The following is a 22,595-nucleotide window of genomic DNA, read 5'->3' on the forward strand; positions in this document are numbered from 1 at the left end:
TCCGGGCCAGCATTTATGCCAAAACGGAACGGCGAACCGCCCGTCGATGATTCCTTACACGCCAAACCGCTCTGAAAAATTTGGAGCGGGTAGCGGGAATCGAACCCGCGTATTCAGCTTGGAAGGCTGCTGCTCTACCATTGAGCTATACCCGCGCACTCTTAACTCTGATCCGACAGTGGTGGAGGGAGTTGGATTTGAACCAACGTAGGCATAGCCAACGGATTTACAGTCCGTCCCCTTTAACCACTCGGGCATCCCTCCAGATATCACTATCAGCAGAGTCGAGCGACTAGGCATTTCCGCGGGGCTTCTGGCTGACTGTTGGGCCAGCCGTCGATCCGCGAGGGGCCTTATGACGATAAGCTTATCCCCTGTCAACAGGGTAAAAGCGAAAAGAATGCATGTCCGTCCACAACGTCGTGGAAAGTTCCTCTTCAACGCTCCTGTTCCATAGGCTCAAACGCCCGCATTTCTCAGGATTTTCCAGCCATCAGAGATTATTTGGCAATCAGAACAGCCTGATAGCAATCACAGGTGAAGTCGCTATCTTCCGCTCACCTAAAGAGTTATAAGCACGCCATGACCGATCAAAACTCGCCCCGCACACCAAAAGATTCTCATTATGCGCGCCTGCGCCGCCAGCATCGCGACCAGAAGGCCGTGACCGAAGGCAAATCACCGCGCAAACCGCAGCGTCCTTCCATTTCGGCAAGCGCCGTGACCGAGGGAACCGTTCGGCTTTATGGCCTGCATACGGTCCGCGCCGCCGTGGAAAACCCGGAACGCAAGATATTGCGCATGCGCGCGACGCGAAACGGATTCGCCCGGCTCGAGATCGGAGAGGCCGAATCTCTCCCCTTCCCCGTCGAAATAGTCGATCCGCGCGACATCGACAAGGAAACCGGTTCCGAAGCCGTCCATCAGGGCGTCATGATCGAAGCAGAGCCGCTGCGCGCGCGTAAACTGTCCGAACTGAAGGACAGCCCGCTGCTTCTCGTCCTCGATCAGGTAACCGATCCGCACAATGTCGGTGCCATCATGCGCTCGGCCGTAGCCTTCGGTGCCGGCGCGCTGATTACTACAAGCCGTCACAGCCCGCAGGAAACCGGCGTTCTGGCAAAAGCCGCCTCCGGTGCCCTCGAAATGATCTCGCATATTGAAGTGCGCAATCTGGCCGAAGCGATTGAAGAGCTGCACAGCCTCGGGTTCCAGACCATCGGTCTTGATTCGGAAGGGCCGCTGGAAATGGAAGCCACCTTGTCCGGCGGGCGAATCGCTCTCGTGCTTGGTGCGGAGGGCAAAGGCTTGCGTCAAAAGACGCGCGAAACAGTCACCGCGCTTGCCCGCCTCGACATGCCGGGCGAAATCAAGTCGCTCAACGTATCGAATGCGGCTGCAATCTCGCTTTATGCTGCCGAGCGATATCTCCGCGCACGTTGATTCGACTGCAAAAAAACCTCTCCCGGTTGGCCTTCCCATCCGGGAGAATGGAAAAATCGCTTCGAAGCCTGAATCCAAAAACGGCATGAGCACCGAAACGCAGATAAATTACTATTTGCAGCCACACAGGGCGACTTTTGGAACAGGCTCTCAGGCGGTAGCGATATAGGTGCGGATATCTTCCGCCTCGCGCTCGACGTCTTCAATGCGCCGCTTCACGACGTCACCGATTGAGATGATTCCCACGAGCTTGCCACCTTCTTCCACCGGCATATGGCGGAATCGGCTTCGCGTCATGATCTCCATCACCTGATTGATCGTATGATGTTCGCGGCACACCTGCACTTTTGCCGTCATGACTTCGGCCACCGGCATGCTCATGGCCTTGGTTTCTTGAGCGGCGACGGCACGCACAACATCGCGTTCAGACAGGATACCCTTGATTCGACCGGCCTCGTCGCACACCACCAGCGCGCCGATCTTGTGTTTGTTCAACATGGCGACGGCGTGGGATAGCGTATCGGCAGGTGCGATAACCAGCACATCCCTGCCCTTTGTCTCGAGAATCGATCTTACGGTCATGCCAAAGTCCCTCCAAGATTTAGCACTCGCTGCTTCCGGCGTTCAAACGCCATATGAAGCAGAACGCAGCTCCTCCCACCACGTTCCATGATGGTGCGCTTCGAACGTCAGATTAGCAAGTGGCATCAAATGGGGAGAAGGCTTTGTCAAAGCCAAAAGAGTGCAGAACTTATCGCCTCAGCACGGCATCATAGCTGCGTGGGCGGTCCAGCAGTGAAATACCGAAGAACCCGGCAATGAAACCGCCTATATGCGCTTCCCAGGCTATACTCGAAAGGTCCGCCCCGCCAGTCGAATAAAGGCCGGTAATGATGTTGATCAGGAACCAGACACCCACAAAAGTCAGGACAGGCTTCAGCGTCAGGGTCAGCCCAACCGGAAGAACAGGGCCAGCGAATTCCGATCTGCGTCCATGGCCGATGCGGCGGAAGCCGTAACGCGCCGCTGCACCCATCATTCCCGAAATCGCACCCGATGCCCCCACCAGTGGCGAAACGCTGTCCGGATAGATCGCATAATGGGTCAACCCGGCAATCACCGAGGTGAATATCCAGAAAACGATCATTCGCCCCGTACCGATACGGCCCGCGAGCGGGGAACCGAAAGCTGCGAGCCAGATCATGTTGACGGCAATATGGGCAAAGCCGCCATGCATGAAGGAATAGCTGATGAGCGTGAAAAGTGCTGCGGGATCGGTAAACCCATCCGCCAGCGAGAAACGTGCCGGGATGAGCGCAAAGTTCAGCATGAACTCATAGTTCTGCTGCTCGCTGATGAGGTAGTTCTGATAAACATAGACTGCAGCGCACAGACCAATCAGAGCGAGAACAACGCCCGGAATATTGAATATCGGCTCACTACCGCCCGACCGGCGGTTACTGCCGTTCATTTCCGGCTGGGGAACGCTCATGAACTGCTGCTTTCTATTTTATGCGAAGCACCGCAATCAGACCGAAGGAGCCTTTTGCGTCTGGTCGATGCATGTTGATAGGGCAGAATTTGTTAAAAATAAAGGCCGACGGAGGTTCCCGGCCGGCCTTGACGCGAACAGAAATCTTTCGCGAAATTAAATCTGGAGCTCAGAAAAACGCCAACCAAGTCAAAGGCTTCGTCTGATGCCTTATCAAAGCGCGTCTTTCAGCGCCATGCAACCATTACTTATTATTAACCTTAACAGACGAGCCCGGTGGATGAAGAAAGGGTTAAACTGGCATCCTCGTCGTTAATACTATTTTAATGCGTTCAACAGCGGAGGCAGCCTCCGCGTGCAACGGACAAATCAACGGCGCATGATGAAACACCGCAGTACGATCGCGATTTTCAGCGAATGGCAGCGCTTGGCTCGCACGGAAAACGGTTTCTTTCGTGCGCCAATGCGCGAACAGATCGAGCCGCGCAAGCTCGGGCGCCACCTGTCCGACCTCTTCTTCCTTGAGGCTGAAAAAGACGGCGACCTGTCGTTTCGTCTGGCGGGAACACGCATCTGCACCCTTTTCGGTCGGGAACTGAAGAACACACGGTTTCTCTCGCTCTGGTCCGAGCGGGACCGGGCAGCCCTTGGTGAACTGACGGAAAATGTGAGTAGCCTCGAAGTCCCTGCCCTCGTTTCGCATGTGGGAATCAGCATGTCCGGACGAAGCCTCGGTCTGGAAATGTTTCTCGCCCCGCTGGAAGCGTCGAATGGGCAGATCAGCCTTCTCGGCAGCATCGCTGTGCTTGATTCCGTCACGTGGGTCGGAGCCGATCCAATCGTCCTCGGCCATCTGAACTCTATCGAACCGGTGGCTCCCGATCTGATTCTGGCAAATGACGTCCGAAAATCGGCCGCCATCACAGTAAATGCGCCCCGAGCAGGGCGAGAGTGGACGAATGTTCGCCTGACGCAGCCACATGCCGTTCCGAAATTGCGCGTTATCAAGGGCGGCAAAGCCTGACGCAGGGTTGAAATCGCGATTTCTCTTTATCGACGGCTACTGTATTGTAACAGGTAGTAAGAGTGCCAAATTTCGAGATGGATCGGCTTTGATGAACAGATTTGCTGCGGCATCTTCTGCAAGCAATGTGCGGCAGGAAAATTTCAACGCCGTGAATGTCGATCTCAACGGTCGCTATATGCTGGAAAATCGCAGCGAATTTCCTTGTATCATCAAGCGCATGTCGCCAGGAACTGCGCTCATGAGCGGCATTGCAACGCCGCGCAACGGCGAACGCATCATCGCCTATATCGACCATGTGGGACGGATCGAAGGAATTGCCAACGAGATTACATCCGAAGGCTTCCACATTCTCCTGTCGACCTCCGAACAGAAGAAAGACAAGCTTTCCGCACAGTTGACCTGGCTCGCCAACAAGCACGAACTTTCCTTGCCCGAAGATCGCCGTCACGAACGCGTCGTGCCGCGCAAGGCCCAGCACAACATTACATTCGCCGACGGCGCCCAGAGACTGTGCCGCATTGCCGACCTTTCGCTTTCCGGTGCGGCCATCGAAAGCGAGTTCAAGCCCGCGATCAGGAGCGGTGTCATGCTTGGACCGATCCGGGGAACCGTCGTCCGTCATTTCCAGGGCGGTTTTGCAATCGAATTCGCTACCATCCAGACCAGCACAACACTGGACAGTCTTTTCGGCTGAAAGCATCCGCCCAAAAGATGAATGCGCGTCAAGGTTACGGAATGGCAAACCGCGAATTGCCCGCAATCACGAAAAAGCCGCAAAAACAGCCCGATTTGCCCCAAATTTGTCCGTTCGTTGACAAAAAGTTTCAGCGTTATTTGCAGTTTTAATCGAATTTGACTCGCATTTTCGCGCGCAAATTTGCGTGCCTTCAAATTGTCTAAGTCATCTTGGTCTCCAACAGGGAGACAAAAGAATGACAAAACAAACCATCATCGCAGCCATCCTGATGTTGCTCGGAATCGGACTGGCAGAGGCAGCAAGTCCCGCCTCCAATTCACCGTGGATGACGACCGGTGAACGCACTTCGCAGCCCATTGGCCATTACGAGTTCTGCGAGCGCTACAAGTCCGAATGCAACATCACCAGTCGCAACAGCAATATGCTGAAGCTGACACCGGAAATCTGGAAACAGATCATTACGGTGAATGCGAGCGTCAACGAAAAGATCGCGCCGATGACCGATATGGAAGCCTGGGGCCGCGAGGAATATTGGGAATACCCGACAACAGTGGGTGACTGCGACGACTACATGCTTTTGAAGCGTCGAGAACTGATGGCGCTCGGCATCCCGGCGAATACGCTGCTTTTCACGGTGGTCCGTCAACCAAACGGTGAAGGCCATGCGGTTCTGACCGTTCGCACCGACCGCGGCGACTTCATCCTCGACAATCTCGATACCCGCGTCCTCGCCTGGAACAAGACCGACTATAGCTATCTGAAGCGCCAGTCGACCACGAACACCGGAAGCTGGGTTTCGATCAAGAGTGACCGCGAACTCCTGGTCGGCAGCATCAAGAACTGACCAGAACGATAAAACGAACAAGGACGGGCCGTCAGTCTCCCTCTGGCCCCGTCCTTTTTCATTTCAGGCCGGTTCCAGCCCACGCATGAAAGACCGGGCCTTCTCGACGTAATGTTCTGCCGAAAGCCTGAGTTTTTCGACCGCAGCATCGTCCAGTTCCCGGAGAATTCGCGCAGGAGAGCCGACCACCAGCGAATTGTCCGGTATTTCCTTGCCCTCGGTTACAAGCGCCCCTGCCCCGATCAGACAATTCTTTCCGACCTTCGCGCCGTTGAGAACGATGGCGCCCATGCCGATCAATGTGTTGTCGCCGACGGTGCAACCATGAAGAATGGCCCGATGCCCGATTGTGCAGCCTGCACCGACTGTCAGCGGAAAGCCGATATCCGTATGCATGATGGTGTGTTCCTGAACATTGGTGTCGTCCCCAATGGTGATCGGCTCATTGTCGCCGCGCAAAACGGCACCGAACCAGAAACCGGCATTCTCGCCGACAACGATCTTGCCGATCAGGGTCGCATCGGGCGCGATCCAGTTGCTGCTGCGGTCCGCGAATAGCGGCTTGTGCCCGTTATATGCATAGATCGGCATGTTCTTCCTCCATCAGCAAGCTCGATATAGAATCGCTAAGCCGTTTCAAGCTGTCATACAAGCACGACTTCACGCTCTGTTAACCATAAAAGACCGATATTCTTTTGCAATATCATCACCATGACGCCCAGATGGAAACAGCACCAGATTACACCGCCTCGAAAATGGGAAGTCGCCTCTTCGGCTGGCTGCTGTTGGCGGTTATCGCTCTGATTCTGCTCTCGGTTGCCGTGAATGTTGGCGGACGTCTGCTTGGTCCCCTGATTGCGCGGGGCGGACACTCCGACAGCACGCACGCTTATGAAATCATCATTGGCAACAACGTCCTGTCGATTCCAGCCAATATGATCCGCTTTTCAAACCAGCGACGAGATGGGGTGACAGGGCGTCTCGATCTTTATGCCCGCTGGCCGGGCCTTACCGGCTACACGGAACGCGACCGCGCCATCTTCAACCTCCTCACTCCAAAGCGGCATCTCATTTTCATGTCCATCGAGCAGCGAACCATGTCGCGCGATATGAGCGGGCGTTATCTGCCGATCTATGCCGAACTGATTGACCCGAACGGAGAAGCAGCGCCCGGAAACCTGACGGTGCACCGCTTTCTCGAAAACAGCGGTTACAAGGGCGAGGAACTCGTCCTGTCAGATCAGAGCAGCGGCAAGCCGGAATTCGTTGCGCGATGCCTTGCGGATAGTGCTGCGGAAAGCTTCAATTCATGCGAGCGCGATGTCCAGTTCGGACGCGACCTGCAGATACTCTATCGCTTCCCCCGCTCCATGCTTGTCGACTGGCAATCACTGGACAAGGCGGTCGTCGATTTTGCGAACACGCATCTTCTGGGAAACGATACAAAACAGATCGACTGATCCTAAAGCATGTTGCCCCAAAGTGGGAACCGGTTTGGGGATAAAGACATGCTTGAAAACAAAAGCTTAAAGCGTGCCTTTCAAATTTGATAAAGCGCGACACGCTTTATTGCCCGACCAGATGCTGAAATTTGGAGCGACCGTCTTCAGCGAACTTGATCTGGCTGAGCGGAACTCCGCTCAAAAGATGTTCTTCCGTGGCAGCCAACACGATTTCCAGCTTTAACATTTCTGCCGATCCAAGAAGCTTCCAGCATCCTTTTCCTGCAAGAAGGGAAAAATCACGATCCATGACATAGGCTGCCGCAGCATAAGCGCCGTCACATTTCCCGATGCTTTGCGGCTCATCAAGTATCTCAATTACCGAGCGCGAGCCATCGTCCTGCTCGGTTTCGATTGTTCCCAGAACTTCTGCGCGCGCAGCTAAAGACAGGGCCATCAGGAGCATGACTAATGAAAAACCGAATTTCATAGGGATATCCAGAACTCAGGGATAGCCGTGTCAGGATAACAAAACGCCCTCTCCATCGGAAAGGGCGTCAGAGAGCATTCCTGCCCGGCATCAGCGTCGCACGCGACGCGATTACCGCGACCGATCAAAGATCGACGTCGAGAATGGCCATCGAGAAATTGTAGGAGAGTTCGCCTTCATCCTCGTCCTTATAGACCAGGCCGAGGAATTCATCGTTGAGGTAAAGCTCGGCGGAGTCATTCTTGCGAGGACGCGCTTTCACCTGCAGGCCGGGATTGTTGAAGGTCCGTTTGAAATAGGCGTCCAGTTTTTTGAGTTCTTCGGGTTTCAACCGGCTTCTCCTGATATTGAATTGAGCCGGTTTATTGCATCCGGCCATTTCCTATGTAAACCCCCGGCAAAGCCGTGCTCAAGGGTTGTCGGCAGTTAATAGCTTCTTTTGACAGAATATAGGCCGCATACTGGAAAAAACCAGCAAGCGGCCCGTTCAGCCTGCAACAATACGATGTATCGCCTAAATCCCCTCGCCCAGCATCTGATCCATGACGCGGGAAGGCTCGGCGCAACCCGTATCGCCCATGATCCGGGCTGGCACACCGGCTACCGTGACATTGTTCGGGACGGGCTTCAGAACCACTGAGCCAGCAGCGATTTTCGAGCAATGACCGACTTCGATATTGCCAAGAATTTTCGCGCCAGCACCGATCAGCACGCCATGACGGATTTTCGGATGGCGGTCGCCGCTCGATTTGCCTGTGCCGCCGAGCGTGACACCGTGAAGAATCGAAACATTGTCTTCGATCAAGGCTGTTTCGCCGACCACAAGTCCGGTCGCATGATCGAGGAACAGACCGCTGCCAAGCCGTGCGGCCGGATGAATATCGGTCTGGAAGATCGATGACGAACGGCTCTGCAGATAATAGGCAAAATCCTTGCGGCCTTCATGGTAAAGCCAATGCGCCAGACGATGGGTCTGGATCGCATGGAAACCTTTCAGATAAAGGATAGGGTCCATGAAGCGGCTATAGGCCGGATCGCGATCATAAACCGCCTGAATATCGACGCGCACAATCTGCGACCACTCAGGATTGGCATCCAGCATCGCGTCGAAGGTCTGGCGCAAAATATCGGCGCTCAGATCGGCATGGCCAAGACGTTCGGCGATACGATGCATGACCGCATCTTCCAGGCTCGGCTGGTTGAGGATCGTGGCATAAAGGAACGTACCCAATACGGGATCGTTCTTGGCCGCTTCCTCCGCTTCGGCACGGATGGAATGCCAGATAGGATCGACCTGCCCCAGACCGGGGGTCGCTTTCGCTGATGTGCGAACGGACATATGCATACTCCAGTTTTGCACCGCGCGAGGAGGAGACGACAGCCGAACTTTCGCTCAGTCCCCACGCCGCAATACGAGTTCGGCGCGCAGCATAACTTAAAATGGTTTGCCTTGACACAGCCGAATTTGACGCGCCCCGTCGACGCGCTCTTTGTCCAAGATCAAATTCCCGTCAGAGCGGATTTTCTATCAAAAACTGCAACACCGCCTGCTTGTAGACCTTGTCACCAACGGCCAGCATATGGTCGCGGTCCGGAATATCGACGGCCTGTCCATTTGGCAAAAGATCAGCCAGCTCCTGCGCGCTGCCTGCAATATCATCGGTCGTGCCGACGGCCACGAGAACAGGCTGCATGATGCGTGCAATCGCTGCAGCAGGAACCAGCTCCTTGGAGGTAATCACGCACGCTGCAAGGGCGATACGGTCACTCTTGGTCTGGTCGGCAAATTTGCGGAACATCTGCCCACGCGGATGGGTGATCGTGGTCGGATCTTCTGCAAGCAGCGCCTCGCCAATAGGCTCCCAGTCGCCAGCGCCCGTCACCATGCCGATGCCAAGACCGCCAAAAACAGCGCTATGAACGCGCTCGGCGTGTTCAATCGCCAGAAATGCGGTAATGCGCGCGCCCATGGAGTAGCCCATGACGTGCGCGCTCTCGATCCCGAGATGATCGAGAAGTGCTGCCGCATCCGCCGCCATCTTGGTCGGCGTATATTCGTCCGCGTCATGGGGCTTTGCGGAAAGCCCGTGCCCGCGATTATCGATGGCGATGACGCGATATCCGGCTTCGGTCAGCGTGCGGAACCATCCGGGCGAAACCCAGTTGACGATACTTGAAGACGCAAAGCCGTGAATGAGCAGGATCGGATCGCCTTCTCCGTCCTGACGATACGCCAGACGCAAGCCATCATGTTCGAAATATTCGATATCGAGGGCACTCACCTGATTATTCCTCTTGATTGTCTTGTCTCGATATCAAGGCTTGCACGCACCGCAGATCACGCGATGGATAGCCTTGTCACCGAGCTTTATGCCGGCTCGTTTAACCGTGCCGGCCAGAAGTTCCACGACATACGCTGCCGGAACCTCAGATGAAATGATATTTTCGGAGAATGGCACCGCATTTTCGTGAATGGCCGATACGCGTCCCTTGTCATCAAGGAAAACCATATCAAGAGGCGACGGTGTATTCTGCATCCACATCATGACCCGGCGCATCTCTCCGAACACGAAGATCATCGCCCGGTCTTTGGGAAAATCCGTGCGCCACATCAGGCCGCGTACACGCGCATCATCGCTTTCAGCCACTTCCAGCGCAAAATTCACTTTGTTGCCATTGGCGGTGACGAATGTCAGCGGTTCCTTGTCGACAGGCAGCCGCATCGGCTGTGTTTCATCCGCCTGAGCGGCGAATGCGAAGAAAACAAACGCTAAAGCAAGAAAAATGCGACCCATACCCTGCCCACTCAGATAAACAAACTGGCTTGTAAACAAACAGGCTTGGAACCTATCAACGGGACAGAGTGACGACAAGACCACGCAGGCCGCACAAAGCGGCCTTCACCTGCTTGTTACAAAAATTGAGAAATTTGGCGCGCTTTTAGAGCGCGTCCCCAAAAGTGTGAAACGGTTTTCGGATGAGATGCGCGTCAAAACAAACAGTGAGAGCGCTCGAGAGCCATTCTGATTAAAGCGGAACATTGAAGCCGCCCTATCCATTTGTTTTTACATATGTCTCTATCCCGCCGTAGCGGGGATCAGAAATCAGTCCAGCGAACTGATTTCCCCGCGGAGGCGGTTCCCACTTTCGGGAGACATGCTCTAATGCGAAACTGGAATTGCCGTGCCTATATCCGGATGGATTTCAGCAGCCATCAGGCCCTTGTCGCCTTCGCCGAAGCGAATGAGCACGACCTGACCGGGGCGCAGTTCCATCATGCCGAAACGACGCAGCGTTTCCATATGAATGAAAATATCTTCCGTCCCCTCGCCGCGCGTCAGGAAGCCGAAGCCCTTGGTGCGGTTGAACCACTTGACGATCACGCGCTCAAGGCCGCTCGACGGCGTAACAGTCACATGGGTGCGCTGCGGTGGCATCTGCGCCGGATGAATGGCGGTAGACGTATCCATCGACAGGACGCGGAAACATTGCAGGCCACGATCACCATTGCGAACTTCACAAACGATGCGTGCACCTTCCAGTGCAGTCTGGAAGCCGTCGCGACGCAGTGACGTCACGTGAAGAAGAATGTCATTAAGGCCCGGCTGGTCTGGAACAATGAAGCCGTAGCCCTTGGCTACGTCGAACCATTTGATATGGCCCGATACTTCGATGATATCGCCCAGCTCTTCCGAGGCGTGCTGGCTGTGAAACTGGTCATTTGACACAGACTTGTCCGCCATGCGTTCGCCCCTCCTCTGTTCTTCCGTTGCGATTCCAACCTGATTCTTGTCCAAAGAATAACACTTCCTTAACCGGAGGCGGCAAGCCCTAACTTGCATCCGTCCCCATGAAGACCACAGACTTCACAACTTCATGGTTACTTTTTCCAGCCCGCCAGCAATTTTAAACCGACCCACCACCTGAAATATGGCCGGTCGTCAATTTGGCAATGATGTTTCCGGGACATTTCCCGTCACGTCTGCTGCTCAAAATTTTTGAACACCATTCTGTCCGTGATAACTTGACGTCCGGCCTCCAACATCGGATTCGATGTCCTTGCGTTTCCGAACGACAGCACCGCCTGAATTACAACAGCCGAGGAAAAGACTATGCGCTATCTGCACACGATGGTCCGAATTCGCGACATCGACGAATCTCTCGATTTTTATGTAAACAAACTCGGCCTCGAAGAAATCCGTCGCACCGAAAATGAAAAAGGCCGCTTCACGCTGATCTTTCTCGCTGCGCCATCCGATACGGACCGGGCTAAGGCAGAGCGGGCGCCCGAGCTGGAACTCACCTTCAACTGGGATCCGGAGACCTATACGGGCGGCCGCAATTTTGGCCATCTCGCCTATCTGGTCGATGACATCTATGCCACCTGCCAGAAGCTGCAGAATGCAGGCGTTACCATCAATCGCCCGCCGCGTGACGGGCACATGGCGTTCATCAAGTCGCCCGATGGCATTTCCATCGAGCTGATCCAGAAGGGCGACCGTCTGGCGCCGCAGGAGCCGTGGGCTTCAACCGAAAACATCGGTAGCTGGTAATAAAAATGCCCCGCCACAAGGGCGGGGCTTTTTTCAATCCTGAACGGTTATTCCGTTCCCTGAATGGCTGCGAGAAGCCATTCACCGCCATCCGTGCGGGTGAACGTCCAGAGTTCGACGCTTTCCACCGGCTCATCCGGATTGCCTTCGACGACAGCGTCGGTATTGCGATCCAGCATCACGTCGATCGCCGAATAGCGGATCGCAACGGTTGCGTATTCGACATTACCTTCGCGCCAAGCTTCGGAAACGTCGCCCTGCAGAAGCTTGACGTCCTTCACTTCGTTACGCATGCCGCTGGAAGCGATCTCGCCCAGTTCTTCGGCCAGATAGGACATGGCTTCCGGGGTCGCGAGCTTGCGCAGCGCTGCATAATCCTCACGGCCATAGGCGGTCTGGACTTCGGAGAGCATCTGTTCGAAACGATCCAGATCCTCCTGACCGACATCCATCGGTTCATCTTCAACCGCCGGAGCGGCGGGAGTAACCGGAGCAGCTGCCTGCTTGGCCTCGAACGGGTTCACCGAAGACGTACGGCCACCGAAACCAGCTTGCGGGGATGCGGTCTTTGCCGCGCCGAAAGGCTGCGCGCCTGCGTTACCGGCGCCTGCCGCAGCCGGCTGGCGACGATTTGCGAACATGCGCATGACAAACATGGCAATGAGCGCGATCACCGCAACCTGCAATAACAGGCCGAACATGCCGGCAAGACCGCCAAGGCCGTTGCCGAGCAGCATGCCGATCAGGCCACCGACGAGAAGACCGCCCAGCATGGAACGGCCAAAGTTACCGAACATACCGCCGGAACGCTGTGCCTGCGCAGCATTCTGCGCGCCGGTTGCTCCCGGACGGTTGGTCTGCGTCGCGCCGGTATTCGGCGTCATAGAACGTTCCATCGGCGCAGCATTGTTAGGTGCAGTACGCGTCGGCGCTGGCGCAGAATAGGTGCGTGCGCCACGGCTGCCGAAACCGCCACCGCCCGCACGGCGAGCCTCGGCGAAATCGACCGCTGCAAAAGAGGCAATCAGCCCCAATACCATGGCAGCTGTCAGTTTGGTCAGGCGGCTTCCGGAACCCGGCATCGGTTTCTCCCACTTAGAGTCATGTCTGAATGTTTAAATCAGTGCTCATATGGGAATTCGCCCCCACACCTCACAAGAGCGTGAAGGCAAAAAAATCCAGAAATTTCAAATGGGCCCGGAACTTCAAATAGGCAAAGCCGCATCCAGAATCTGTATCTGAGGCGTGACCGAGCCATTCCAATGATTTAGCGACAGATTGCCTGCAACGTGGACGCTCTGGCCGATATTGTTGAACAGGAAGCGTCCAAGATCACCCTCAGCCGCCCGGAAGGCTATGGCATTGACGCGCTTTCCATCCGCACCACGCAACGCGACACGCACGTGATCGCGCCCGACGCCACGCACATCGGCCAGTATATGGTGCGGCAGCGCCAAAATGGGTTGCGGATGCGCCGAACCGTATGGCCCAGCCTTCTGCAAGGCTTCGTAGAGCGATACTGTTGCACCCGATGCGGCCAGTGCGCCATCGATGGACAGGCTCTGGTTTTCGCGCAGGCGCGAAACGATATGCGCCGATTCTTCTTCAAGATAAGCCCGCAACGCGCCAAGATTTGCGCGCTCGATGGTAATGCCCGCCGCCATGGCATGGCCGCCACCCTTGACGAGCAACCCGCGCTCCATCGCACCACGCACCAGCTTGCCCAGATCAAGCCCCGTGATCGAACGCCCTGAACCCGATCCAACGCCATTGGCGTTGAAAGCAATGGCAAAGGCTGGCCGCCGGGCCTTTTCCTTGAGCCGTGAGGCCAGCAGCCCGACGATACCGGGATGCCAGCGGTCACTTGCAGTCACGATCACCGACGCGCCCGCACCGCCGGAGATTTCCAGCGAAGCTTCCGCTTCCGCTTCCATAATCATCTCGGCTTCCATGGCCTGACGCTCCTGATTGAGACGGTCAAGCTCGACTGCAATCCGATCCGCGGTTGCGGGATCGTCCAATGTCAGCAGTCGTGCGCCAAGCCCCGCATCGCCGATGCGCCCGCCAGCATTGATGCGCGGCCCGATAAGATAACCGAGGTGAAAGACATTGAGCGGTTCACCAATGCGGGCAACGCGCGCCAAGGCAGCAAGGCCGACATTGCTCTGCGACCGCGCAACGACCAGTCCCTTGACGACGAAAGCGCGGTTGACACCTGTCAACGGCACCACGTCGCAGACCGTCGCCAGTGCCACCAGATCGAGCAGGGAAAGAAGATCGGGGCCTGATCCCTTGCCGCGTTCGCGCAAGATTTTGGTCACCTGCACCAATGTCAGAAAGACCACGCCTGCCGCGCAAAGATGCCCCTGCTGCGAAATATCGTCTTCGCGGTTGGGATTGACGATAGCCACCGCATCCTCCGGCAGATCGCCGCCGACCTGATGGTGATCGAGCACGACGACATCCGCTCCGGCCTGCCTGGCAGCTGTAATGGACGGCGCGCTGTTGGTGCCACAATCGACTGTGACGATAAGGCTCGCCCCCTTGGCGACCAGATCGCGCATGGCATCGGGATTGGGACCGTAACCTTCAAAAATCCGGTCGGGAATATAGATGGAGTGCTGAATGCCATAATGCTTGAGAAAACGTGCCATCAAAGCGGAAGAACACGCCCCATCGACATCGTAGTCGCCAAAAATGGCCACGGTCTCGCGGCGCAGAATGGCACCGGCAATCCGCCCTGCGGCATTCTCCATATCGGTAAGCGTCGCGGGATCGGGCATGAGATTGCGCAGCGTCGGATCGACAAATTCCGGCGCGCCTTCAACCGACACCCCCCGCCCGGCAAGCACGCGGGCAACCAGATCGGAAATGCCGTGATGCTGCGCAATGGCAAGCGCCGTATTGGCCTCACGCAGGCCAAGCCGGTCTACCCATTTCTGTCCGGTTGCGGATTGTTTTATTCCGAGGAAAAAGCGCTCTGTCGTCATAATTTTCTAAAGACACAAAAGGCGGCATTTTTGCAATGCCGCCTTTGACTATTCTACGTTCAATCCTGCCAAGGTTTAGGCTGAACCGTTCTAGCGCAATCTCCTAGAACTTCGACAGATCCTGATGCCGCGCCTTGATCTCGCGCACTGTCTGCGAGCTTGAACGCATGACGATGGTGTGCGTCTGGATATAGTCGCGGGCGAATTTCACGCCGGAAAGCATGTTGCCATCCGTCACGCCGGTAGCGGCAAAAAGCACGTCGCCCTTGGCCATTTCTTCCAGCGAATAGACCTTCTTCGGGTCCGCAATGCCCATCTTCGCGGCACGAGCGATCTTTTCATCGGTATTGAGCTGAAGGCGGCCCTGCATCTGGCCACCAATGCAGCGCAGAGCTGCTGCAGCCAGAACGCCTTCAGGCGCGCCTCCAATACCGATATAGATGTCGATGCCGGTTTCGTCCGGGTTGGTCGTGTGCATCACTCCGGCCACGTCACCGTCGCCGATGAGGCGGATCGCAGCGCCGGTTGCCCGGACTTCCTCAATCAGACGCGCATGGCGCGGACGGTCCATGATGCAGGCCGTGATTTCGTTCGGCTTCACACCCTTCGCCTTGGCGACGGACATGATGTTATCCGTCGGGCTGGCGTCAAGATCGACGACACCCTTCGAGTAGCCCGGACCAACGGCGATCTTTTCCATGTAAACATCAGGCGCGTAAAGCAGATTGCCCTTCTCGGCAATCGCGATAACAGCGAGCGAATTCGGCAGGTTCTTGGCGCAGATCGTCGTGCCTTCCAGCGGATCAAGCGCGATATCGACGTCCGGCCCCTGCTTGGTGCCAACTTCTTCGCCGATATAGAGCATCGGCGCTTCGTCGCGCTCGCCTTCACCGATAACAACCGTTCCGGCGATCGGAAGGCGGTTCAATTCCTGGCGCATGGCATCGACAGCAGCCTGATCGGCAGCCATTTCGTCGCCACGGCCACGCAGCCTCGCCGCGGCAACCGCTGCACGCTCGGCCACGCGGACCAGTTCGAGTGTGAGAATGCGATCCAGTCCGTGGGGGTGCTGCTCTGCGGTCTTGGCCATTTGAACAAAGTCCTGAATTCGAATTGCGTGGATGCGGCGTATAAAGTCCGCGACTGCCGCCTCTTATAGCGACACTGTGCAAACCTTTTGTCAAAGTCCCCCGCCCCCTGCAAGTACGCAAAACCTGAAAACACTGTACGCTCAAACCCTTAATCGATTTAAGCTATACACGCTTCGTTTCATGTCCCTGCCGGATGTGATGACAAACGGCTACAAAAAGCGATCCAGTTGGATTGCGACCAGACCAGAACTTCCCGTCTTAGCCGGTGTCTTTCCTACCGCGCCTTCATCACAACGGCATTTCCATCATGATCCCCGGTGGTGTAATCTGCGGTACTGCCGTTATCCAACGGCACAACTCCATCGCGCTTGTAAATGCTGTTCTCCGTCAACCGAGTGGCCAGATCATCGCGGGCCTGGCTAAACGATGCATAGACGTGAACCCTGTGAATATAGTCCACGTGTTCACGGCTTAATGCGCCAGTAAATACCCAGCCATTGGCGGTTTTTCGCGGTCCAAAAATACGACCATGATTGTTATCCAGAAAATAGATCCGATTGGAGAAGGCATAAGCATCTTGTTCCGGTACTTGCCCGTATACTTCGCCATCCACAACACCACGGTATCCAGACGAATGGTGATAGCGCACCGGATAGCCAGCCTTGGTCATGGCATCCACCAGCCGCGCCTTGGCGTCATCCGCACTGCTCGCACCTGAATCAATGAAGATAATATTGATGACCTCATGGATGGTCTGCCCTTCATATTGCATACCACCCCAATCCGCGATCCCTCCATCGGGGTCAATCATCCACTTGCCAATGCGCCCGATGCCGGGAACGTCCGTATCCGCCACGGCTTCAGGAATGACGGGAGCCACCTCATCGGGAACAAGTTGCTGGCTGGAACAGGCGATTGCACCGAGAGCGAGGCCGGCTAAAACAAAAGTTGTTAACGTAGAACGAATCATGAAAATCAACCTTTAGCGGATTATGATCAAGCCATACCATAAAGACAGGAAGATATATAAGATTCCAGTATCAAGCTTCTGCGCAACATCCAGTATCTCAATACAACATCCAAGTCCATCGATGCCAATCAGCTTCCGATTCCTTCAAAGAAAAACTCAGGGCTTTCCACTTCGACCAGCTTTTTTCTTTCGATCATCCAGAAACGGTTGCCGACATTGCGAACAAAACTGCGGTCATGCGAGACGATCAGGCTCGCCGCTTCATTGCGGAGCAGTTCCACTTCCAGCGCTTCCTGACCTTCGATATCCAGATGATTGGTTGGCTCATCGAGAATATAGAAGTTCGGATTGGTCAGCCGCAGAACCAGCATGGCAAGTCGCGCCTTCTGCCCACCGGACAAGCGTTCCAGCGGCTTGGCCTGCATTTCAAGTGTCATGCCCGCACCGGCCAGCAAGGATCGCGTCCGCTGGTCGCCAATATCGAAACTTCTCGCGATCGTCTCGAATGGTGTCCAGTCGGGGCGAAGCTCCGACAAGGCCTGATCGCTATATCCAAGCACAAGGGACGGTGTCGCCTTGATCCCGACCTGCGCTTGATCCGGTGCAAGGATGGCCTCACGCACCAGCGTCAGCAAACGGGTCTTGCCCATGCCGTTGGCGCCCAGCAGGACAATTCGGTCACCCGGATTGATCCATAGCTGTCCCGTCTTGAAGAGAAGTCTTCCAGCGGGCGTGGCAATTTCGGCCTGATCGAGAACAACCAGAGCCTTGGCGTGGCTACCACGGCTGTTCAAGATGATCTTGCCAGCAGAGCGCTCCACATGCGCCGCCTTGGCGCTTTCCTCGATCTTGTCGGCCCGCGCCTTCAACTGCTTGGTTTTGACCACGAGCAGATCACTGCCCGAATTGATGCCGATATTGTTGAGCTTCGCCGCCTGCCTGCGCAATTGCTGGACTGTTTTCATGTCCTTTTCAAACTGCCGCGCATCGGCCGCGTCGATTTCATCGAGCGCGACGCGGGACTGACTGTATGGCAAAGCGAAAACCGGTGATTTTTCGGCCCGCAGAAACAATGTTCGCTTCGTAACCGCATCAAGGAAAGCGCGGTCGTGACTGCTGACGACCACCGCAACCGAACGCGGCAGCGCATTCAGCCAATCTTCCAGCAACCGCACTTTTTCAAGGTCCAGATGGTTGGTCGGCTCGTCGAGCAGAAGAACATCGGGTTCCGAAACCCATGCCCGCGCCAGAAGTGCGAGCCGCTGCCAGCCGCCGCTCAACTGCCCTATGGGGCGCTGCCGCAGCTCTTCGGTGACATTGAGATCATCCAGCACAATATCGGCACGCCAGCTTTCATAATCGCGCGCTTCTTCGTCAAGCCCCTCCAGCACAACCTCGTAAAAGCTGCGACTGAACAGGCTTTCAGGCACATACTGGCTGACATAGCCGATCTTCAGCCCGCGCGACCGTGTGATGGTGCCAAGCGTTGGCTCCCCCTCACCGACAAGAAGACGGAGAAGACTGGTCTTGCCGCGCCCGTTGGCAGCGACAATGCCAAGCCGCTCACCCCCGCCTATAACGAGATCGAGATTGGCAAACAGAGGTTCATGAAGGGTCAGGGAAAGATTCTGGATAGAAACAAGAGACATGGCAATCAGCCCAATTCTGCCACGCACGAATGCCCGGTTTCCAAACCGTGACACGAATAGATGTGCTGGCGAATGTCCGGCAGCGGTTCAACGACCGCGCCTTCAGGAAAAGGCAGATAAGACAGTGATTTCAGTCTTTTTCCGCCCTGCACAAATTACTTATGCAGGGCAAAATCGGGGCCGTGCTGACGGTGATGGTCGTGACGCGTCACATACATCATACAGCCCTCCTTTTCCTGTTTTGTCTCTTGAAACGAATAAAGCCGGATCAAATCCGACCCGGCTTTCATAACAAAGGTGAATCCAACCTGCAAGAGAGGCAGTCACGCCGGTTCTCACCCGGCGCGTTCGATGCGGATCATCTGCGGTTTATCGACCAGATGATCGTCCTTGAGGATTGCTTCCAGCGCCTTCTTGACGGCTGCTTCAGTCGTCTCATGCGTGACGAGGATGACCGTCTTGATGCCTTCGCTCGCTGCGCCATCCATTGGTGGACGCTGAACAATCGATTCCAGAGAGATATCGTTTTCAGCCATGCGCTTGGCAATGGCCGCAAAAGCGCCGATACGATCAAGAACCGTCAGGCGGATGAAGTAACCGCCTGCATGCTTGCGCATCTTGGCCCGTTTGTAAGGCTGCAATGCCTTGGCAGGCGTACCGAACACCGGACCGTGCTGGAAACCCGGACGGCTCTTGGCGATATCCGCGACATCGCCGATTACGGCAGATGCCGTCGCATTGCCACCCGCACCGGGACCAGAAAGCAGAAGCTCGCCCAGAAGATCGGTTTCGATTGCCACGGCATTGGTCACGCCATGAACCTGCGCGATGACCGACGAGGTCGGAACCATGGTCGGATGCACGCGCTGTTCAATGCCTGTATCGGTTTTCTGCGCCACGCCCAGAAGCTTGATGCGATAGCCGAGTTCATCGGCAGCGCGGATATCGGCCAGCGAAATATTGCTGATGCCTTCGAGATAAATGTCATCGGCAGCGATCTGCGTGCCGAAGGCAAGGCTGGTCAGCAGCGCCAGCTTGTGTGCCGTATCGTTGCCTTCGATGTCGAAAGTAGGATCGGCTTCGGCATAGCCGAGGCGCTGGGCATCCTTGAGACATGCTTCGAACGAAATGCCTTCTTCCCACATCCGGGTCAGGATGTAGTTGCAGGTGCCGTTCATGATGCCATAGACGCGCGAAACCGTATTACCCGTCAGCGATTCACGCATCGCCTTGATGACCGGAATGCCACCTGCAACGGCCGCTTCGAAATTGAGCAGAACGCCCTTGTCTTCAGCGATCTTCGCAAGCGCAACGCCATGGCGCGCAAGCAGGGCCTTGTTCGCCGTGACGACATGGCGACCGGCGCGCAGAGCCGCTTCCACGGAAGCCTTGGCCGGACCGTCCTCGCCGCCGATCAGCTCAACGAAAACGTCGATATCGGCAGATTTGGCCAGTTCGACCGGATCGTCGAACCAGGCAATACCGGAAAGATCAATACCACGGTCCCGCGTACGGTCGCGGGCGCTGACCGCCGTAACCGTTACAGGCTTGCCGCATTGGCGCGTGAGCATTTCGGACTTGTCACGCAGGATACGCAACACCGAAGCACCAACGGTGCCGAGGCCGGCAACGCCGATCCGTAATGCATCACTCATTATATCGACCTTCTGTATGGAGTGGCTTAATCGGGTGGGAAGCCACGGGCTGCATGAGGCCGCCCGTGGCCATCTTGAAAATATTATCCGCGACGACCTTCGAGCGGAATTACATTCTGCAGGTTCTCGTCCTTGGCGGAGAGGAACCGCTTGATGTTGCGCGCAGCCTGACGAATGCGATGTTCGTTCTCGACCAGCGCGATACGCACATAATCATCGCCGTGTTCGCCAAAACCGATGCCCGGTGCAACGGCCACATCGGCCTGCTCCACCAGAAGCTTGGAGAATTCGAGCGAACCCAACGGACGGAAGCGTTCCGGAATCGGAACCCAGGCGAACATGGTTGCGGCTGGCGGCGGAACATCCCAGCCCGCGCGGCCAAAGCTTTCAACCAGCACGTCGCGGCGCTGCTTATAGACATTGCGGACATAGGAAATGTCGCTTCCATCGCCATTCAGTGCTGCCGTCGCAGCAACCTGAATAGGCGTGAACGCGCCATAATCGAGATAGGATTTCACGCGGGTCAGAGCCGCGATCAGGCGCTCATTGCCAACCGCAAACCCCATGCGCCAGCCCGGCATGGAAAATGTCTTCGACATGGAGGTGAACTCCACGGCCACATCCATGGCGCCCGGCACTTCCAGCACGGATGGCGGCGGATTGTCGTCGAAGTAGATTTCCGAATAAGCAAGATCCGACAGGATGACGATGTCATGCTTGCGGGCAAATGCGACAACATCCTTGTAGAAATCAAGCGTTGCCACATAGGCCGTCGGGTTGGACGGGAAGTTCAGGATCAGCGCGATCGGCTTCGGGATCGAATGCTTCACGCCGCGCTCCAGAGCCGGAATGAAACTGTCATCCGGCTTGGCCTGAATCGAACGGATCACACCACCCGACATGATGAAGCCGAAGGAGTGAATCGGATAGGTCGGGTCCGGGCACAGAACCACATCGCCCGGCGCGGTGATGGCCTGCGCCATATTGGCGAAACCTTCCTTGGAACCGAGTGTGGCGACGACCTGCGTATCGGGATTGAGCTTCACGCCGAAACGGCGCGCATAATATTGTGCCTGTGCACGGCGCAGCCCCGGAATGCCCTTGGATGCAGAATAACGATGGGCGCGCGGGTCCTGCACGGCCTCGCACAGCTTGTCGACAATATTCTGCGGGGTCGGGAGATCGGGGTTGCCCATGCCCAGATCGATGATGTCGGCGCCCGCCGCTCGCGCCGATGCCTTCAGACGGTTGACCTGTTCAAAGACATAAGGGGGCAGACGACGGACTTTATGGAATTCTTCCGACATGATCCTGTTCCGGTGGAGGGTTGAACGTAATGGCGCGTATGCGCCGCAATGGAGCTATACACCTGTTCTCGAATCGGGTCGAGACGTGTTGCCGCGTCAAAGAACGCGGATTTCGTCTTTAGAGCACATCCCGAAAAGTGTGAAACGGTTTTCGGATAAGATGCGTGCCTAAAACCAAGGAAGAGGGCTTACTCTTCCCCGCTTTCGATCTGTTTCAGGGTAGCGTCCGTTTCCTGCTGTGCCTGCTGGCGCAGGCTCGCAGCCTCGGCGGGCGTGAAGCCGGCGCCGGCGCCTCTGGATGCCGCCAGTCGCGTGCGGTCGGTATCAAGCTTGGTCGTAAGCTGCTGCTTTTCTTCTGCAGTGATCTGCGTGGTCGCAGCCTTCGGCATATGGCCGAATGTGGGGAAAACACCGGTGCGCAAAGCACCTTCCTGCGGGGTGCCCTGAAACTCTTTTCCGCCCGCGCATGCCGTGAGCATCGCCGCCGCTGTTGCGGCCAGCAAAAGATTGGCGATCTGCCGCGTGCGCTTGGTCATGTTTCTGTTCCCGGTTAATGCCGCATAAGATGCTGTTGGCCACAACACCAGACAAGGATAAAGCAATTGCCAAGGGATAGCACCAAGTCGAGGCGTCCTGTCAACAAGTGAGTGATGTAAATCGGAAATTCGCCTTACGGTGAAGGCCGGATCACCCCTCGCAGACTATCCCGACTGACAAACACGAATAGTTAATGTAACCAATAGTTACATAAAGTAATATTTCGTTATTATCGAATAGCCCGCACCGAACGCGAAGTCTTTTAACGCTAAATGCGCATCAATAGTTGCGTTCAGCGATTAAAAAACTTAAAAATTGGTAACCAATTGCCAATCAGGTGATTTGTCCAATACAGCGAAATGACAGTCATAACTCTGAAGTGACCATCATAACACGCTGATATTTCTG

General features: G+C 56.0%; 23 protein-coding genes and 2 tRNA genes. 6 read left to right on the forward strand and 19 right to left on the reverse strand.

All coding sequences use genetic code 11. The features are described 5' to 3' along the window. Nucleotides 1-81: 81 nt before the first annotated feature. Nucleotides 82-155 (reverse strand) — tRNA-Gly (locus F9K94_RS03610). A 24-nt stretch (nucleotides 156-179) separates the two neighbouring features. Beyond that, nucleotides 180-264, reverse strand: a tRNA-Tyr gene (locus F9K94_RS03615). 318 nt (nucleotides 265-582) lie between these two features. On the opposite strand from F9K94_RS03615, the gene rlmB reads away from it, so the two are divergent. After that, nucleotides 583-1,443 carry a 23S rRNA (guanosine(2251)-2'-O)-methyltransferase RlmB gene (gene rlmB / locus F9K94_RS03625; protein WP_061346148.1) on the forward strand — a complete coding sequence of 287 codons (861 nt, stop codon included), beginning with the start codon at nucleotides 583-585 and terminating at the stop codon, nucleotides 1,441-1,443. Between the two features lie 150 nt (nucleotides 1,444-1,593). Here rlmB and F9K94_RS03630 read toward each other — a convergent pair whose 3' ends face one another. Further along, the gene (locus F9K94_RS03630; RefSeq protein WP_061346147.1) at nucleotides 1,594-2,025 is read right to left on the reverse strand and encodes a CBS domain-containing protein; all 432 of its coding nucleotides are present in this window, start codon (nucleotides 2,023-2,025) and stop codon (nucleotides 1,594-1,596) included. A gap of 169 nt (nucleotides 2,026-2,194) precedes the next feature. Continuing rightward, nucleotides 2,195-2,935: a rhomboid family intramembrane serine protease gene (locus F9K94_RS03635; protein WP_061346146.1), complete on the reverse strand. Its 741-nt coding sequence runs from the start codon at nucleotides 2,933-2,935 to the stop codon at nucleotides 2,195-2,197. Between the two features lie 382 nt (nucleotides 2,936-3,317). On the opposite strand from F9K94_RS03635, the gene F9K94_RS03640 reads away from it, so the two are divergent. The 3 genes from F9K94_RS03640 (at nucleotide 3,318) to F9K94_RS03650 (ending at nucleotide 5,503) form a co-directional block, all read left to right on the forward strand. Next, nucleotides 3,318-3,959 carry a PAS domain-containing protein gene (locus F9K94_RS03640; RefSeq protein ID WP_235920572.1) on the forward strand — a complete coding sequence of 214 codons (642 nt, stop codon included), beginning with the start codon at nucleotides 3,318-3,320 and terminating at the stop codon, nucleotides 3,957-3,959. 91 nt (nucleotides 3,960-4,050) lie between these two features. Further along, on the forward strand, nucleotides 4,051-4,656 hold the full coding sequence (locus F9K94_RS03645; protein ID WP_061346145.1) for a PilZ domain-containing protein: 606 nt from the start codon (nucleotides 4,051-4,053) through the stop codon (nucleotides 4,654-4,656). Between the two features lie 238 nt (nucleotides 4,657-4,894). Beyond that, the gene (locus tag F9K94_RS03650) at nucleotides 4,895-5,503 is read left to right on the forward strand and encodes a transglutaminase-like cysteine peptidase (RefSeq protein WP_061346144.1); all 609 of its coding nucleotides are present in this window, start codon (nucleotides 4,895-4,897) and stop codon (nucleotides 5,501-5,503) included. A 63-nt stretch (nucleotides 5,504-5,566) separates the two neighbouring features. Here the strand turns inward: F9K94_RS03650 and F9K94_RS03655 are convergent, their stop codons facing one another. Beyond that, on the reverse strand, nucleotides 5,567-6,094 hold the full coding sequence (locus tag F9K94_RS03655; protein ID WP_151643675.1) for a gamma carbonic anhydrase family protein: 528 nt from the start codon (nucleotides 6,092-6,094) through the stop codon (nucleotides 5,567-5,569). Between the two features lie 131 nt (nucleotides 6,095-6,225). Between F9K94_RS03655 and F9K94_RS03660 the strand changes: the two genes are divergently transcribed. Beyond that, nucleotides 6,226-6,963: a hypothetical protein gene (locus F9K94_RS03660; protein WP_151643677.1), complete on the forward strand. Its 738-nt coding sequence runs from the start codon at nucleotides 6,226-6,228 to the stop codon at nucleotides 6,961-6,963. A 106-nt stretch (nucleotides 6,964-7,069) separates the two neighbouring features. Here F9K94_RS03660 and F9K94_RS03665 read toward each other — a convergent pair whose 3' ends face one another. The 6 genes from F9K94_RS03665 to F9K94_RS03690 form a co-directional block, all read right to left on the reverse strand. Beyond that, nucleotides 7,070-7,435, reverse strand: coding sequence for a hypothetical protein (locus F9K94_RS03665; protein WP_151643679.1), 366 nt, complete (start codon nucleotides 7,433-7,435; stop codon nucleotides 7,070-7,072). Nucleotides 7,436-7,559: 124 nt separating this feature from the next. Continuing rightward, a complete protein-coding gene (locus F9K94_RS03670) occupies nucleotides 7,560-7,766 on the reverse strand; it encodes a DUF3126 family protein (protein ID WP_010659890.1) in 207 nt (68 codons plus the stop codon). Between the two features lie 183 nt (nucleotides 7,767-7,949). Next, entirely contained in the window at nucleotides 7,950-8,774 is an 825-nt protein-coding gene (cysE, locus tag F9K94_RS03675; protein ID WP_010659889.1) for a serine O-acetyltransferase, read from the reverse strand. Nucleotides 8,775-8,946: 172 nt separating this feature from the next. Then, nucleotides 8,947-9,717 (reverse strand): alpha/beta fold hydrolase, encoded by a 771-nt coding sequence (locus F9K94_RS03680; protein WP_151643681.1) that lies wholly within the window; start codon nucleotides 9,715-9,717, stop codon nucleotides 8,947-8,949. A 33-nt stretch (nucleotides 9,718-9,750) separates the two neighbouring features. Beyond that, nucleotides 9,751-10,230, reverse strand: a complete 480-nt coding sequence (locus tag F9K94_RS03685; RefSeq protein ID WP_151643683.1) for a DUF192 domain-containing protein — start codon at nucleotides 10,228-10,230, stop codon at nucleotides 9,751-9,753. A gap of 366 nt (nucleotides 10,231-10,596) precedes the next feature. Further along, a complete protein-coding gene (locus F9K94_RS03690) occupies nucleotides 10,597-11,178 on the reverse strand; it encodes a cold-shock protein (RefSeq protein ID WP_061346479.1) in 582 nt (193 codons plus the stop codon). A gap of 369 nt (nucleotides 11,179-11,547) precedes the next feature. Between F9K94_RS03690 and gloA the strand changes: the two genes are divergently transcribed. Further along, nucleotides 11,548-11,988 (forward strand): lactoylglutathione lyase, encoded by a 441-nt coding sequence (gloA, locus tag F9K94_RS03695; protein ID WP_151643685.1) that lies wholly within the window; start codon nucleotides 11,548-11,550, stop codon nucleotides 11,986-11,988. Between the two features lie 47 nt (nucleotides 11,989-12,035). Here the strand turns inward: gloA and F9K94_RS03700 are convergent, their stop codons facing one another. The 8 genes from F9K94_RS03700 to F9K94_RS03735 form a co-directional block, all read right to left on the reverse strand. Beyond that, nucleotides 12,036-13,070 (reverse strand): Tim44 domain-containing protein, encoded by a 1,035-nt coding sequence (locus tag F9K94_RS03700; protein WP_151643687.1) that lies wholly within the window; start codon nucleotides 13,068-13,070, stop codon nucleotides 12,036-12,038. Between the two features lie 123 nt (nucleotides 13,071-13,193). After that, nucleotides 13,194-14,978 (reverse strand): single-stranded-DNA-specific exonuclease RecJ, encoded by a 1,785-nt coding sequence (recJ, locus tag F9K94_RS03705; protein ID WP_151643689.1) that lies wholly within the window; start codon nucleotides 14,976-14,978, stop codon nucleotides 13,194-13,196. 103 nt (nucleotides 14,979-15,081) lie between these two features. Then, a complete protein-coding gene (gene glpX / locus F9K94_RS03710; protein WP_010659880.1) occupies nucleotides 15,082-16,068 on the reverse strand; it encodes a class II fructose-bisphosphatase in 987 nt (328 codons plus the stop codon). Between the two features lie 275 nt (nucleotides 16,069-16,343). After that, nucleotides 16,344-17,039, reverse strand: a complete 696-nt coding sequence (locus tag F9K94_RS03715; RefSeq protein ID WP_151643691.1) for a hypothetical protein — start codon at nucleotides 17,037-17,039, stop codon at nucleotides 16,344-16,346. Nucleotides 17,040-17,167: 128 nt separating this feature from the next. Beyond that, the gene (locus F9K94_RS03720; protein WP_151644120.1) at nucleotides 17,168-18,688 is read right to left on the reverse strand and encodes an ABC-F family ATP-binding cassette domain-containing protein; all 1,521 of its coding nucleotides are present in this window, start codon (nucleotides 18,686-18,688) and stop codon (nucleotides 17,168-17,170) included. Nucleotides 18,689-19,023: 335 nt separating this feature from the next. Beyond that, nucleotides 19,024-20,343: a homoserine dehydrogenase gene (locus F9K94_RS03725; protein ID WP_151643693.1), complete on the reverse strand. Its 1,320-nt coding sequence runs from the start codon at nucleotides 20,341-20,343 to the stop codon at nucleotides 19,024-19,026. Nucleotides 20,344-20,426: 83 nt separating this feature from the next. Beyond that, nucleotides 20,427-21,650, reverse strand: a complete 1,224-nt coding sequence (locus tag F9K94_RS03730) for an LL-diaminopimelate aminotransferase (RefSeq protein WP_061346134.1) — start codon at nucleotides 21,648-21,650, stop codon at nucleotides 20,427-20,429. A 188-nt stretch (nucleotides 21,651-21,838) separates the two neighbouring features. Continuing rightward, nucleotides 21,839-22,186, reverse strand: coding sequence for a hypothetical protein (locus F9K94_RS03735; RefSeq protein WP_151643695.1), 348 nt, complete (start codon nucleotides 22,184-22,186; stop codon nucleotides 21,839-21,841). Nucleotides 22,187-22,595: the final 409 nt, after the last annotated feature.

It is taken from the genome of Brucella tritici, from assembly GCF_008932285.1.
GTDB lineage: Bacteria > Pseudomonadota > Alphaproteobacteria > Rhizobiales > Rhizobiaceae > Brucella > Brucella tritici.